This window comes from Paracoccus methylarcula, assembly GCF_003007735.2.
GTDB classification, from domain to species: domain Bacteria; phylum Pseudomonadota; class Alphaproteobacteria; order Rhodobacterales; family Rhodobacteraceae; genus Paracoccus; species Paracoccus methylarcula.
On sequence record NZ_PXNQ02000004.1, the window covers coordinates 1 to 14708 of the forward strand.

The 14708-nt window shown below is 64.3% G+C and carries 14 protein-coding genes; 7 read left to right on the forward strand and 7 right to left on the reverse strand.

What is annotated here, in order from left to right:
• Positions 1-139: 139 nt before the first annotated feature.
• The 6 genes from larC to A7A09_RS07435 all read right to left on the reverse strand — a co-directional run bounded on the left by larC (position 140) and on the right by A7A09_RS07435 (position 5883).
• On the reverse strand, positions 140-1381 hold the full coding sequence (gene larC / locus A7A09_RS07410; RefSeq protein WP_106690808.1) for a nickel pincer cofactor biosynthesis protein LarC: 1242 nt from the start codon (positions 1379-1381) through the stop codon (positions 140-142).
• Between the two features lie 2 nt (positions 1382-1383).
• Complete coding sequence (locus A7A09_RS07415; RefSeq protein WP_106690809.1) at positions 1384-2718, reverse strand: nickel pincer cofactor-dependent isomerase, group 22; 1335 nt, start codon at positions 2716-2718, stop codon at positions 1384-1386.
• 169 nt (positions 2719-2887) lie between these two features.
• A complete protein-coding gene (locus A7A09_RS07420; protein WP_245999208.1) occupies positions 2888-3625 on the reverse strand; it encodes a FadR/GntR family transcriptional regulator in 738 nt (245 codons plus the stop codon).
• Entirely contained in the window at positions 3622-4338 is a 717-nt protein-coding gene (larB, locus tag A7A09_RS07425) for a nickel pincer cofactor biosynthesis protein LarB (RefSeq protein ID WP_106690811.1), read from the reverse strand. Before larB ends, A7A09_RS07420 begins: the two co-directional genes overlap by 4 nt.
• Positions 4331-5134 carry an ATP-dependent sacrificial sulfur transferase LarE gene (larE, locus tag A7A09_RS07430; RefSeq protein ID WP_106690812.1) on the reverse strand — a complete coding sequence of 268 codons (804 nt, stop codon included), beginning with the start codon at positions 5132-5134 and terminating at the stop codon, positions 4331-4333. The genes larB and larE overlap by 8 nt, the downstream gene beginning before the upstream one ends.
• The gene (locus tag A7A09_RS07435; protein ID WP_106690813.1) at positions 5131-5883 is read right to left on the reverse strand and encodes a FadR/GntR family transcriptional regulator; all 753 of its coding nucleotides are present in this window, start codon (positions 5881-5883) and stop codon (positions 5131-5133) included. Before A7A09_RS07435 ends, larE begins: the two co-directional genes overlap by 4 nt.
• A 309-nt stretch (positions 5884-6192) precedes the next feature.
• Here A7A09_RS07435 and A7A09_RS21380 point away from each other — a divergent pair, with 309 nt between their 5' ends.
• From A7A09_RS21380 to A7A09_RS22065, 7 genes are all read left to right on the forward strand, one after another.
• Entirely contained in the window at positions 6193-6375 is a 183-nt protein-coding gene (locus A7A09_RS21380) for a hypothetical protein (protein WP_245999209.1), read from the forward strand.
• Entirely contained in the window at positions 6312-7154 is an 843-nt protein-coding gene (locus tag A7A09_RS07440) for a TAXI family TRAP transporter solute-binding subunit (protein ID WP_366465628.1), read from the forward strand. The genes A7A09_RS21380 and A7A09_RS07440 overlap by 64 nt, the downstream gene beginning before the upstream one ends.
• 130 nt (positions 7155-7284) lie before the next feature.
• The gene (locus A7A09_RS07445; RefSeq protein WP_106690814.1) at positions 7285-9156 is read left to right on the forward strand and encodes a TRAP transporter permease; all 1872 of its coding nucleotides are present in this window, start codon (positions 7285-7287) and stop codon (positions 9154-9156) included.
• Between the two features lie 24 nt (positions 9157-9180).
• Positions 9181-10878 (forward strand): thiamine pyrophosphate-binding protein, encoded by a 1698-nt coding sequence (locus A7A09_RS07450; RefSeq protein WP_106690815.1) that lies wholly within the window; start codon positions 9181-9183, stop codon positions 10876-10878.
• A gap of 6 nt (positions 10879-10884) precedes the next feature.
• Positions 10885-12423, forward strand: a complete 1539-nt coding sequence (locus A7A09_RS07455; RefSeq protein ID WP_245999211.1) for an FAD-binding oxidoreductase — start codon at positions 10885-10887, stop codon at positions 12421-12423.
• 37 nt (positions 12424-12460) lie between these two features.
• Positions 12461-13534, forward strand: coding sequence for a LacI family DNA-binding transcriptional regulator (locus A7A09_RS07460; RefSeq protein ID WP_245999212.1), 1074 nt, complete (start codon positions 12461-12463; stop codon positions 13532-13534).
• A 34-nt stretch (positions 13535-13568) separates the two neighbouring features.
• A complete protein-coding gene (locus A7A09_RS22065; RefSeq protein ID WP_106690816.1) occupies positions 13569-13760 on the forward strand; it encodes an NIPSNAP family protein in 192 nt (63 codons plus the stop codon).
• Between the two features lie 26 nt (positions 13761-13786).
• Here A7A09_RS22065 and A7A09_RS07470 read toward each other — a convergent pair whose 3' ends face one another.
• Positions 13787-14515 (reverse strand): GntR family transcriptional regulator, encoded by a 729-nt coding sequence (locus tag A7A09_RS07470; RefSeq protein ID WP_106690817.1) that lies wholly within the window; start codon positions 14513-14515, stop codon positions 13787-13789.
• Positions 14516-14708: the final 193 nt, after the last annotated feature.

Genomic DNA, 14708 nt, shown 5'->3' on the forward strand with positions numbered 1-14708 from the left:
AGAGCAGTTTGCGCTTAATCGAGTCCACCCCGGCCCATTTCTTCTTCATGCAAGTATCCCGGGGGTCCGGGGGCAGCGCCCCCGGCCATCGCAGGATGCTACTCGCAGCCGAACCTGATCAACTGCAAACTGCTCTAGCTCAACCGTCTTCGGCCAGGCGGGCCTGCGCGCGGCGTGCGGCCAGCGTCGGAGCCCCATCGAGATCGTCGCTTTCCGCCTTGAAGGTGACACCGGAGGGCCGGGTGGCGATTTTGCGCCGCGTCTTGCCGTCAGGCGCGGTGTTTGTACTGCGTGGCAGGATCAGCCGCGTGACCTCTGTTCGGCGCAGGCCCAGGGTGCTGGTGCGGTCGAACAGGGCCTCGACGACCCGTGGCTCTGCCTGCGGTTTCAGCAGAAGCTCCATGCGGGTTACCGGCCGGGCCTTCTTTCCCTGTGCCGACAGCAGGACCAGATCGATGACGCCGGGCAGGGCGCGCAAGGCCTCGGTTGCAGCCCCGATTTCCTCGCCCGTCATGTCGTCGATATCGCAGGCCAGTTGCAGCGCCTGATCGGTCCGGTCGGGTGGATCCGAGATGTCGAAGGCGGTGACCCGCAGGATATTCGGCCGGTCGGGCAACTCGCGGGTGCCTGCGCCCATGCCGATCGCCGCAAGACGGCCTGCTTGCCGGATGCCCGTCCCGTCCCGGGTCAGATGAGCGACGATCGCGGCTCCGGTCGGGGTGACGCGTTCGCCTGCCACGCCGTCGTCATGCCAGGCATATCCTTTCAGGATCCGGGCCGTCGCCGGGGCCGGAACCGGCAGCATGCCATGGGCCGTCCGCACCATGCCGCCGCCCAAGGGCAATGACGCAAGCGACCAACTCGCCCCTTCCAGCGCGGCGGCGATACTGCCGGCTGCGGTCACATCCATCAGCGCATCCCAATCGGCGAGCTCGTGGAAATGCACGCGCTCGATCGGAATGTCATGGGCCGCCGCCTCGGCCTCGGCGATCAGGTGCAGGATGGCGCAGGCCCGCGCGGCCGTTCCGTCGGACAGAGGCGCCGCCTCGATCATCGCGCGCATGGCGCGATAGGTCGTTTCTTCGCCATGGCGGTGATGTCCATGGCCGTGATGGTCGTGGTGCCCGTGTTCATGGTCGTGATGGTGGTGGCTGTCCGCCGTTGCTTCCAGCGCAAAGCGCCGCACGGCCATGCCCCCGCTGAGCCCTCGCGTCAGCGCGGCATGACCGACATGATCGGGCAGAATGGCGGCGATATCACCTGCCACCCGGTCTTCCAGCGCCGGAAATGCGTCCAGCATCGCAGCGATGAACATGTCGCCCGCCACGCCGCCAACGGGATCGAGATGAATATGCAGGCGGGCACCCTCTGGCAGATCCATGGTCAATGCCCCTCTGGCCAGGCATTGACCAGATGACCATCCTCGAAACGCATCTCTTCCAGCGACCCGACGATCTCGATGCCGGGCCGGGCCTGCAATTCGGGCAGCATGGCCTCGGAAGCATAGAGATATTCCAGATGCAGTGTGTTCGGGATCCGTAGGAGGCGTGCGCGGGAGATATCCTCTGCCCCGCAGGTCTTGACCGCCGCCTGGATGGCGCTGCGATCATCCGGCATGACCATCGGCATATGCGCCTGCGTCAGCACGGTCGAGGTGAGCGCATTCGCATAAACCGCCTCGCGGTCGAATGCCACCTCCAGCCGGGCGGTCACCACATCGGCCCGGGCCGCACCATTGCCGTTGCCGTTGCTGCGGGGCGACAGTTCCAGCGCCGCCAGCCGCGAGATCCGCAACGTCGCATGGGCCTGCATCTTGGGCGATGAGAAACGGTGCGTGATGTTCGGATCCATGCCGGTGCCGGAAAATTCCTTGCCGATGCGGTCCACGACCAGTACGTCGAGATCCCCCGAGGCAGTGTGCGCATCAACCGGCCCGAGCGGGAGCCGGGGCATGTTGGCCATTGCTTCCTGCAGGTAAGGCTGCTCGGCCTCCAGCATTCCCTCGCTGTCAAGGACCACGACACGGGCCAGCCGGTCATAGGCGTTCTCGATGGTGCCGATACCGAACAGGATCCTGCAACGCTTCAGCTTCATCCGTGCCATCAGATCGACATAGACCGGCACCTCGTCGATACCGCGCGAATGGCAGGCCTCGGCGCCCGATTGCTTGCCGAGGCCGATGGCCAGCATCTTGGCCAGTCCGCTTTCATTGGCTGCCCGAAAGGATGTATGCGGCTTGATGCGATTGAACAGGATGATTCCGTCTGCCTCATGCGCCAGCCTGTCGATGCGTACGGACATGCCGTTGTCCAGCCGGCCGATCTCGACCGTCTCCATCGAGGAACGGATCGGGCAGCCGATTACCGGCTCGGTCACGCCCAGCTTTTCCAGCACCGCCGTCTGACCTTCGGCGGTTGCGCCGCCATGGCTGCCCATGGATGGCACCACGAAAGGATGCGCGCCGCGCGCCCTGACCTCGTTCACGATGGCCGTCACCAGTTCGGGGAATGCGGCGATGCCCCGGCTGCCCGCCGTTATGGCGATCGACATGCCCGGCCGGATCCTTGCGGTGCAATCCGCCCCGGCCATCGCATCACGAACCGCCGCCGCCGGATCCTCGATATGGTCGGAAGGAAAGTCTTGCCGGCATAGCGCGATGCGCGGCAATGGCGTGTCCTCGACCAGTTTCACGTAGTTCGGCTTTGTCCCGTTCGACATGATCCTTCCTTTCTATCCGGTGACGCCGGTGGGCCAGGGCGCGAATTCCTCTTCCCCGGCGCCAAGCCGCAGCGTGGGCGGGCGGCTCCTGTCCTGTTCCAGCCTCAAGGCTGTCATGGCGTCTCCTTTCCGAAGGGCTGTGTGACCTCGTCTTTGCGCATGTTCCCGGTCAGACCTCGCGGGCATAATCGGTGACGCGCTGACGCGCCTGAAGCAGGTGATAGGCCATGGTCAGCCCCGCCGCGTCCACGTCGCGGGCGATGATGGCCTCGTATATCTGCCGATGTTCCTGGGTAACCCGGTCGATCCGTGCCTGGCTGCCTTCGCGTGTCAGGCTCTGGGCGACGTCTATGGTGCGTTCCATCACCTCGCGGATCGCGCTCAGCATGGTGACGAAGGCGTGATTCCCGCTGGCCTCGGCGATGGCAAGGTGAAAGTCGAAATCCGCATCGAGTGCCGTTTCACGGCGCTGCATCGCGTTTTCAAGCGTTTTCAGCGCGGCCTCGATCTTGGCGATCTCACGCGATCCGGCGCGTTGCGCGGCCAGCCTTGCCGTCGCCTTCTCGACCACCATCCGCGCTTCCATGGCCCGCATCAGGTCCGACACGCTGTCGGCGGCGGCGAACTCGATCAGCCGTTGCGGCGGGCGCTTGCGCACGAAGGAACCGACGCCGCGCCGCGCCTCGACCAGCCCGTCATCCTGCAGCTTGCGCAGGGCTTCCCGGACCACGGGCCGCGACACCCCGAAGGCCGTGCAGATGCGGTTTTCCGAGGGCAGCTTCTCGCCTTGCTTGAGCGCCCCCGAGACGATCTGTTCGAGGATCTGGCCATATAGCTGATCCGACAGCGTCTTGCGCTTGCGGATGGTCAGCTTGCCGTTATCCATGTCCGGGCTGTCCGAAATCACCTGGAACCCTTCTTCTTTGCATAAATACCTTCTGATTGCGCGGCGGCATGGGCAAAGCGCAACGCGGCACAGGCCGCGCCATAGCCATTGTCGATATTGGTGACCAGGACGCCCGGCGCGCAGCTTGCCAGCGCCGCGTCCAGCGCCGTGCGGCCCCCGGTGGCCACGCCATAGCCGACCGAGGTGGGAACCGCGATCACCACCCCCGGCACCAGTCCGGCCACCACGGAAGGCAGGGCGGCATCCATCCCGGCGAAGACGATCAGCACCTGCATCTTGCGCAAGAGCGGTGCGCGATCGAGCAGACGCCACAGCCCCGCAACGCCGACATCCGCCACCTCGGTCACCGCCAGGCCCGAATAGGCCAGCACCCGCCGCGCTTCCGTCACGGCCGCGGCGTCCGACGTACCGGCGCTGACCAGCGCCACGCGAGGCGTATCCGCTTGCGGGGGAAGACTGCCCAGGATCGCGCTGCGCGACAGGGCGCAGTAATCCAGCACCGAACGTTGCCGGTCCGGCAGGGCCCCGTATTGCGCCGGGGCCATCCGGGTCAGGAGAAGCCGGCGGTTCTCGCGCAGCGCATCGTCGATGATGGCGGCGATCTGCCCGGATGTCTTGGGTTCGGCCAGCACCGCCTCTTCCAACCCGATCCGCGCCTGCCGGTCGCGGTCGAATGTGACATCGGGATGGCTGTCCAGTCGTTCGTCAGGCATGCAGGAACGCGCTTCCCCGCCGATAGGGGCGCAGGGTGATGGCCAGATCTCCGCCGCCATGCTGGCGGCTGGCCTCCCGCGCCCGCGTTGTCAGTTCGGCGAGTCTGTCCGCATCGAGCCCGTCCATCAAGTCCTGGTCCAGCTCGATGGCCAGTCCCGCATGCAAGCGGCGGCAGCGCAGGGTGACCTCGCCCAGATCGGCGCGAAGCGCCGTTTCCACCGCGTCGATCATGGCCAGTTCCGCAGGCTCGACCCGCAAGCCTGTCTCGACCCGGCTGGCAAGGCAGGGAGAGGCGGGCAGTTCGGCGATATCGCCCAGGCCGAGGGATCTGGCCAGCGCGCGGACATCCGCCTTGGTCATCCGGGCCTGAACGAAGGGATGCAGGATGCCATGTTCCTCTGCCGCCCGGAGCCCGGGGCGGTAATCGCCCAGATCGTCGAGATTGGTGCCAGCGGCAACGGTCCCGTGCCGCGCCAGGCGTGTCAATGTTCCGTAAAGATTCGATTTGCAGAAATAGCAGCGATCAACCGGATTGGCGCGGTAGCGCTTGTCGGCGAACTCACCGGCATCGACGATCTCCAATACCAGTCCCCGCCCTTTCGCGAATGCTTTCACCCGCCCGGTCGCAGCATCCGGAACGGCGGGCGAGACGGCATGGCACAGCGTCAGGTTCTGGTCTTTGCGCGCCAGCTCCGCCGCCGCAGAGAGACACAGGCTGTCCACGCCACCACTGACGGCGATGGCGAGCCGGTCGGGCTTTTGCAGCGCTTCAGCAAGAACGGACGGCAAGATCATTCCCGGCCCTCGCCGTTCCACAGATGTCCCAGCAGCCTGGCGCTGGACAGTTCCAGGTGCCTGCGCATCAGCTTGCGGGCGGCAAGGCTGTCCTGCGCCTCGATCGCCTCGGCCACGGCGCGATGCTCTTCGGCTGCTTCCCGGCTGTCGCCGCCGCGCTCGACCGAGCGATTGCGCCCGGCCTCGATGGTTTCCCGCAGGCTGGCGCTGAGATAGTTGAACAGGCCCAGGTAATAGTCGTTCCGTGTCGCCACGCAGATCGCGCGGTGAAATTGCAGATCGGCATCGACCCCGGCCCGCACCTGTTCGGGGCCGAATTTCTGCACGGCGGCGAAGGCGGAGACCGCGGAATGGATTTGTTCCAGATCCGCGTGGCCGCGACGGAGGGCTGCGATCGCGGCGGCCTCGATCTCGACCCCGAGGCGCAATTCGAGGATCTGGGCCAGCTTGCGGCGATTGTCCACGTCCCGCTCGTCGATGGCAAAGCCCATGCGGGGCCGGTCGCTGGAAACGAATGCGCCCCGGCCCTGATGGCTGGCCAGCAGCCCCTCTGCCTTGAGGCGCGATACCGCCTCGCGGATCACCGAGCGGCTGACATCCAGTTTCTGCGACAGCACCGCCTCCGAGGGCAGCATGATGCCGACCGGCCAATCGCCGTTGACCACATGGCGCCGCAGCGCCTCTGTCGCCTGGTCGCTGAGGGTCTGGCCACGGGCCAGAGGCACGGCATTCTCGAACAGATCGCTCATGGCCTTTCCCTCCCTTCACTTTCTTGCAAGCCTACACCTATATGGCTAGCTGTCAATAAGATGACATTACAGCATGGCGATCTTGAAATCCGCTTTCACTCATGTAATTAATTGTATTATAATATTAATATTCTCATCACCGAAAAATGCGCGCTCAGAATGATGTATTTTTATTTGACAAGTTGGTGGCGATTGGACAGGGTTGCCGCGACGGCACGACCGTGCCGCATCAGGAGGAGACAGGGGCAGACCGACACCTGCCGGCCGTTGGGGCTCGGGTGTCTTCGGCTCTATAACGGGGAGGTTTTCATGTCTCGGATATTCAGGGCCACGCGCCGCACGGTAGCGGCAGTTGCCGTTCTGGCGGGTGCCGCCATCGGCGCGAATGCGCAAAGCATCACCATGGCAACCGGGCAACAGGGCGGATCATGGTATCCGGTTGGCGGAGCATCAAGGCAATTGTCGAACGCGAGCTTCCGGATGTCAGCATGACCGTGACGCCGGGGGCTGGGGTGTCCAATGTCGTCGGCGTGGAGGCCGGTCGGTTCCAGATCGCCTTCGCCAATTCGATCTCGACGGTGGACAGCCTTTCGGGGAAAGAGCCGTTCCGGCAAGCCACGACCAATGTCTGCAATATCGGCATCCTCTATCCGCAATATTTCCAGATCGTGGCGCTTGCCGATTCGGGGGTCGAGACCGTTGCCGACATGAAGGGCAAGCGCCTGACCACGCAACAGCTGGGCAATACGGGGGAGTTTCTGACCCGCGAATTGCTGTCGACTGCCGGTCTGAGTTTTGACGATCTCGAGTCGGTCGCCCACACTTCCTATTCCGACAGCGCCTCGCAGATGAAGGACGGGCATGCGGATATCTTCACCCTGGGATCGTCGCTGCCCACCGGCTCTGTCATGGATCTGGCCTCCGCGCGCGATATCAGGATGATCGATGTCGACGAAGAGACCTTCAAGCATTTCAAGGATCAGAACGCCGCGTTCCAATTGCGTGAGGTTCCGGCGGGATCCTATCCGGGTGCCGACGAATCCGTGCATGCCATCAGCTACGACACCCATATGGTCGCGCCCTGCGATTCCGACGGCGAACTGGTCAAGGCGGTGCTGGGGGCCATCGCGGACAATATCGACAGCTTCGCCTCGGTCACCAAGTCGATGGCCGATCTGACGGTCGAGGAAATGGCGACTGATATCGGCGTGCCCTTCCATCCGGCGGCCAAGGAATTCTATGCCGAACGTGGCGTGGAAGGGTTGGAATAATCCCGCAGGGATCCTGATCGGGGCGGAGTCGTGAAACTTTGCCCCGCTCTGCCTTCGATCCGTTTCGGCGGAGGGAAATCCAGGCCGCGCCGCGAGCTGCGGGGTTCGGCAGCGCCATAGGGAGGAGCCCATGAACTTGACGATCCTGGACCGGAGCATACCGCTATTGGGGCGCATCGCTCGCCTTATCCTGATCGGGATGGCGCTCTGGCATCTGTATGTGGCATTCGTCGGACCGCCCAACCCCTATATCATGCGCGGTGTCCATGTCGCGCTGGCGCTCTTGCTGATCTTTTTGACCGTCGATTTCCGGGGGCGGCTCGTGGAGCGGCCCCGGTGGTACGATATCGGGCTGGGCGTCATCGCCTGCCTGGCGGCGTTATACCCGTCGCTGAATCTCGACTATATCTTCCAGCGTTTCCTGTATGTCGATCCGCTGACGCCGCGCGATATCGTTGTCGGGATCGTCCTTGTGGTCCTGTTGCTTGAGGCGACAAGAAGAATGCTCGGGCCGATGCTGCCCATCACCGCCATATGCTTCATGGCCTATGGGCTCCTGTTCACATCGACCCTGCCGAGCGTGATACTCGAACAACTCTTCATGACGCCCGAAGGGATCTTCGGTATCCCGACCTCGGTCTCGGCAACCTACATGGTCCTGTTCATCCTGTTCGGCTCGCTGGTCGAAAAGATGGGGGTGGGCCAGCTCTTCATGGATTTCGCCGTGGCGCTGACCGGTAGACAGGCCGGAGGCCCGGCCAAGGTGGCTTGCGTCACCTCGGGCATGTTCGGTTCCGTTTCCGGCTCTGCGGTGGCCAATGTGATGACCACCGGCACATTCTCGATCCCGCTGATGAAGCGCATGGGATTCAAGCCCGCCTTCGCGGGCGCGGTCGAAGCCGTCGCCTCGACGGGGGGGCAGATCATGCCTCCGGTCATGGGGGCGGCTGCCTTCGTGATGGCCGAGTATCTGGGGGTAAGCTATCTTCAGGTGGCAAAATACGCCATCGCGCCCGCGCTGCTGTTCTATGTCGCGCTGTTCGCGGCCGTGCATTTCGAGGCCAGGCGCAGCGGCATCGGCTCGGTCCCGAAAGAGGACCAGGTGCCGATGGGTCAGGTGCTGCGTGAGCGCGGTCATCTGTTCCTGCCGCTGGCCATCATCATCGGCGTATTGCTGAATGGCTATTCGGCGCCCTATGCGGCCCTTTGCGGGGTGCTTTCCGTCGTGCCCGTGGCGGCATTGCGCAAGACGACCCGGCATTACGTGACATTGGACAATGTCCTGGTGGCGCTTGAAAACGGGGCCCGCAACGTGCTGTCCATCGCGGCGGCCTGCGCCTGCGCGGGCATCGTGGTCGGCGTGATCGACATCACCGGCCTGGGCCTGTCCTTCTCGAATTTCGTGATCTCGGTCGCTCAGGACAAGCTGATCTTCGCGCTGCTGCTGTCGATGGTGGCGGGGATCATCCTGGGCATGGGCATGCCCACAACACCCGCCTATATCGTCCAGGTCGCCCTGCTGGTTCCGGCGCTGGTCAAGCTGGGGGTGCAGGTCGAGGCGGCGCATCTTTTCGTGTTCTACTTCGCCATCCTCTCGGCCATCACGCCGCCGGTCGCGATGGCGGTCTACGCGGCCAATTCCCTGAGCCAGGCAAAGATCATCGAAGCCAGCGTCGCTGCGATCAAGCTGGGCGCGACCGGCTTCATCGTGCCCTTCATGTTCGTCTACGAACCGACGATCCTGATGCAAGGGGAGTGGTTCCGCATCGTCATCGTGATCGCCCAGGCCACGCTTGGGGTGGTGCTGCTGGCGGCATCGTTGCAGCGTTATTTCTTTGGCAGGCTGGAGGGATGGCAAACGGGCCTGCTCTTCGTGGGGGCATTGTGCTTTATCTATCCCGACTGGCGTGTGACATTATGCGGATTGGCCTGCGCCGGTCTGGTCTGGCTGCGCCAGAACCTGCGACGACCCGGGCCCGCCGCGCGACAACCCGGCGAGTGATTCATGCGAGAAACGGAGACAAGCATGCTGCAATCGACCAATCCTCCAACCCGCAGCGGTGGCCAGATCCTTGTCGATCAGCTTCTGATCCATGGCGCCGACACCGCCTATTGCGTCCCGGGGGAAAGCTATCTGGAAGTTCTGGATGCGCTGCATGATGTGAAGGACCGTTTCACCCTGATCAACGCGCGGCACGAGGCCGGTGCGGCGGATATGGCCGAGGCGCATGGCAAGCTGACCGGCAAACCGGGCATCTGCATGGTGACTCGTGGCCCCGGCGCCTGCCACGCGGCCATCGGGGTGCATATCGCGCAGCAGGACAGCACGCCGATGATCCTGCTTGTCGGCCAGATTGCCCGCGGCACCACCGACCGCGAGGCGTTCCAGGAAGTCGATTACCGGGCCATGTTCGGCCCGATCGCGAAATGGGCCACGCAGATCGACGATCCACGGCGGATTCCCGAATACATGGCGCGGGCTTTTCGTGTCGCGACCTCGGGCCGCCCCGGCCCGGTGGTCGTCGCGCTGCCCGAGGACATGCTGACCGAATGCGTGTCAGTTGCCGATGCGCGCCCCTATACTGCCACCGGCGCGGGCATCACGCCCGAGAACCTTGAAGCCGTGAAGGCCGAGCTGATGACGGCGAAACGTCCCCTGCTGCTGGTCGGCGGCTCGGGCTGGGACGACGCGGCAGCGGCGGCGATCACCCGCTTTGCCGAGGCGAACAATATCCCGGCCACCTGCTCGTTCCGCCGGCAGGACATCATCGACAACCTCTCGCCGGCCTATGCGGGCGATTTCGGGACATCGACCGGCCCGACGCTGTACAAGCATCTCGAAGAGGCCGATCTGCTGGTCGTCATCGGGGCGAGGCTGGGCGAGATGACGACCCGCACCTATACATCGCTGGATGCGCCCAATCCCGGCATCCGCCTGGTGCATATCCATCCCGATGCCGACGAGATCGGACGCGTCTATTCCCCCGATCTGGGGCTGGCCTGCACGCCTGCCGTGATCGCCGCCGCGTTGGAGGACTGCGATCTGGGCAAGGCGGATGCCTGGGCCGATTGGTGCGCGACCCTGCATGGTGATTACCTTGCCGATTCCGAGGCGCCCAATGGCGGCGAATGGGCGCTGGACATGGGCGTGGCGCTGGCGCAGATCCGCGACGAATTGCCCGATGATGTCGTGGTGACGATGGATGCGGGCAATCACAATGGCTGGGCGCAGCGTTTCCTGCGCTTCGGCCGGCCGGGGCGCGTGCTGGGCTCGACCTGCGGTGCCATGGGCTATTCGGTGCCTGCCGCCGTGGCCGCGTCGATCTCGAATCCCGAGCGGCTGGTGCTATCCTTCGTTGGCGATGGCGGCTTCCTGATGAGCGGTAACGAATTGGCCACCGCCGCGCAATATGGCGGCAAGCCGGTGGTGCTGCTGTTCAACAATGGCATCTACGGCACGATCCGCATGCATCAGGAGCGGGATCATCCCGAACGTGTCTCGGGGACGACATTGCAGAACCAGGATTTCTGCCGCATGGCCGAGGGGCTGGGATGTCATGCCGAGCGCGTGACCAGGACCGAGGATTTCGCCGCCGCCCTGACCCGCGCGCGCGAAAGCGGCCGGCCCGCCGTTCTGGAACTGGTGACCGATCCCGAGCAGATCTCGACGCGCACCACGATCTCGGCACTGCGCCGTGCGGCCAAGGCAAGGCAGACGAGTTGAGGGCAAATGAGCCGTCCCCAATCCGATCCTGTCCGACCCGGGATGTCCGACCAGCTTTACCGGGCATTGGAAGCCGCGGTCGGTGCGGCCCATGTCACCGCCGATCCGAAGGCGATGGAGCCGCGCCTGATCGAGGATCGCGGCCTGTATCGGGGCACGGCACTGGCGCTGGTGCGGCCCGGCACGACGGAAGAGGTCGCCGGGGTGGTGCGGGCCTGCCGCGCCGCCGCTGTGCCGATCGTGCCGCAGGGGGGCAATACCGGCCTGGTTGGCGGGGGTGTGCCGGAGGGTGCGGTGATCCTGGCGACCGACCGGTTGAACCGGATCCGCGCCGTCGATCCGCTGAACTCGACCATGACTGTCGAGGCCGGGTGTATCCTGTCCGATATCCAGCAGGCTGCGCAGGACATCGACCGGTTGTTCCCGCTGTCCCTGGCCTCTGAAGGTTCCTGTCAGATCGGCGGCAATCTTTCGACCAATGCGGGCGGCACGGCGGTGCTGCGCTATGGCAATATGCGCGAGCTGGTGCTGGGTCTGGAAGTTGTCCTGCCGGATGGCGAGATCCTGAACGACCTGAACGGGCTGCGCAAGAACAATACCGGCTACGATCTGCGCAACCTCTTTATCGGTGCCGAGGGAACCCTGGGCGTCATCACCGCCGCTGTTCTGAAACTGTTCCCCAGGCCGATCCGGCGTGCGACGGCGCTGGTGGCCTGCACGGGGCCGCAAACCGCGCTGGCATTGTATGACCGGCTTCGGGCACGGAACGCGGACAGCCTGTCCACCTTTGAATATATCGAGCGGATCGCTCTGCAGATGGTGCTGGATCACGCACCGGGTTGCAGTGATCCGATGGCGCAAGAGCATCCGGCCTATGCGCTGGTCGAATTGACATCGTCCGATCCCGAAACCGATCTGGATACCCGCCTGGAGGCGGCTCTGGCGGCGGCTTTCGAGGCCGGGGAAATTCTTGATGCCGTCATCGGAGCCTCTGAGAGCCAGCGCGATGCGCTATGGGCCCTGCGCGAGAACCTGTCGGAAGCGCAGAAATTCGCGGGCGCTTCGATCAAGCATGATGTGTCGGTGCCGGTGTCGAGGGTTGCCGAGTTCCTGATGACGGCAGCCAGTGCCTGCCGCGGGCATATGCCCGAGGTCCGGGTTTGCCCCTTCGGGCATTTCGGCGACGGCAACATCCATTTCAATCTGTCCCGCCCATTGGACATGTCGGATGCCGATTTCCTGAAGGAATATCCCGCTTTCAACCGGATCGTGCATGATATAGTTGCCGGACTGGGTGGTTCCATCTCGGCAGAGCACGGGATCGGGCTGGTGAAGCGGGGTGAATTGCGCCGCTACAAGGACCCGGTGGCGTTGAGGCTGATGGAACGGATCAAGTCGGCGCTTGATCCCGAAGCTGATGAATCCCGGAAAGGTGCTTTGACCCGGGCCGGTTGCAGGTTCGAGATAGGCCCTGCATGCGCATACATCGATTTACCCGATACAGGCGGGGCGAAAGATCGGTGCCGCGAAATTCATTGCCAATAGTGACCGCATGGATATGCTCCCCTGATATGGGATCAGGATGAATGCGCTATCAGCTTCGCAGGATCTGGGGCACGGGCGCGATGAGGGGGCAGGGATGGCGGCAGGAGGAGGCGACAAGGGCGGGCGCGTGACCATGGCCGCGATCGGGCGGCTGGCCGGTGTTTCCCAGGTCACGGTATCCCGCGCGCTGAGCGATCCGTCGAAGGTTTCCGCCGACACACTGCGGCGCATTCGCGAGGCGATCGATCAGACGGGTTTCGTGCCGAACGCGCTGGCCGGTGCACTGGTGTCCCGCAAGAGCAGGCTCATCAGCGCGCTCGTGCCCTCGATCACCAGCATTGTCTATTCCGCGATGGTTCAGGCCTTCGGAGAGCGGATGCGCGCGAAAGGCTATCAGATCCTTCTGTCGGAAACCGGCTCGGCCCCGGAGGATGAGGAAGACGCCATCATGCTGCATCTGTCGCGCCGGCCCGATGCGATGATGCTGACAGGGATCCATCATAGTCCCAAGGCGCGCAAAGTCCTGCTGGGGGCGGGGATTCCCGTGGTCGAGCTGTGGGATGTCACCGAATCCCCCATCGATCTCTGCGTGGGCTTCTCGCATGGCGCGGCGGGCCGGGCGGCTGCGGATTTCGCGGCCGATGCCGGTTATCGCCGGGCTGCCCTTGTTCATGCCGGGGACGAACGGGCCCTTCGCCGCAAGGATGCCTTTGCGGAAAGGTTCCGTCAGCGGACCGGCCAGGACCCCGCCGAGATCAACCTGAACGCTCCGGCCAGCCTCGGGCAGGGGAGATTGGCGTTGTCGCGCCTGATCGAAGAGACTGGTTTCGGGGGCGGCCTGATCTTTTGCAGTTCGGACCTTCTGGCGCATGGTGTCGTGACCGAGGCGCAGGCGCGCGGGCTGCGCATCCCGCAGGAGATCGGTGTGCTGGGATTCGGCGACCAGGAATTCGCCGCGCATGTCGAACCCGCCCTGACCACGCTGAGCGTCGATCGGGAGGCCCTGGGCAGGCAGGCCGCCGAGGCGCTTCTTTGCCGGATCGAAGGGGAACCGATCGACAGGCCCATCTTCGATCTGGGCTTCAAGCTGGTGCGCCGGGATTCGGCCTGATCGGCCTCAATCCTGATCGGGCTGCCGTCATTCAGTGACAGGGCGCGGCGCAGATATTGCTCCAGATCGGCCTGGTTTTCCAGAAGCCGGGGGCAGGGTTGCGAAACGTGCCGCGTTGCAGGCCGATCCCGGTTGGAAGGCCAGTCTCGCAAGGAGCGTGGAGGCCGGGTATCTCGTCAGGCAGGAAAACAAGATCCTCGTCCCGGCGCCCTTCTTCGAAGGCTGACGGGCGGGAGCCTCGCGCGGCGGGTTCTATGAGGCAGCGGCGGGGGCGAAATATTTCGCGTGGGTGGCGCGGAATTCCTCGACCCAATCCGGCCGTTTATACAGGTGGTCGCGCATGGCGCCCATCGCTGCTAACTCGTCCCGGGTCTCGATCCCGCGAAGAATCGCCTCATGTCCGCTGATGATGCTTTGCAGTTTTTCCATCGAATGAACCTGCAGGCGCCTGACCCGGTCGAGATGCCCGGAGCGAGATCGGATCAGGCCCCGCAAGTTGTCATGCCCCAGGCCCGTGAACAGGATCCCGTGGAAATATTCGTCGAGTTCCTGAAACAGCCTGAGCTGGGTCCGGTCTTCGGCCACCCCGCGCTGCAACTCGATCACCGAGCGGCCCTGTCCCACCACATCGGCCGCGCCTTGCCGGGCCAATTGCCGAACCACCTCGGTTTCGAGGGCCACCCGCAGCAGCGATGCCTCATGGATCTTGGGGATGTCGATCAGCGTCACCATCGTGCGGGATTGTGGAATGACCCGGACAAGATCGTCCTGCTCCAGCCGTTGCAGGGCATCGCGCAACGGCGTCTGGCTGACCTCGTATTTCGCCGCAAGCTCCGCGCGCAGCAATCCGGTGCCCGGCGGCAGGTCGAGCGACAAGATGCGCTGGCGGAGATCGCCGTAGATCCGCGCGGAGGCCGACGACCAATCGCGCGGCAAGCTGAGGCGGACCAGGTCCAGGGCGGCCTTCACCGAGCTGTTCATGCTTGCTTTCCGATTCTTCTTCCTGGCGACATGGTTTCAACCCTATGACAGTTGACCTGGGTGATAAACTAAAATATTAGTGCATATGATGTCTCCGCCAGGTCCACGAGGGCACCTGTCTGGACCGGCGTCAAGACGAGGCCGTCCCCGCCCGCCCCGAACCAATCCCGTTCCTCGGCGAACCCGGTTCGGT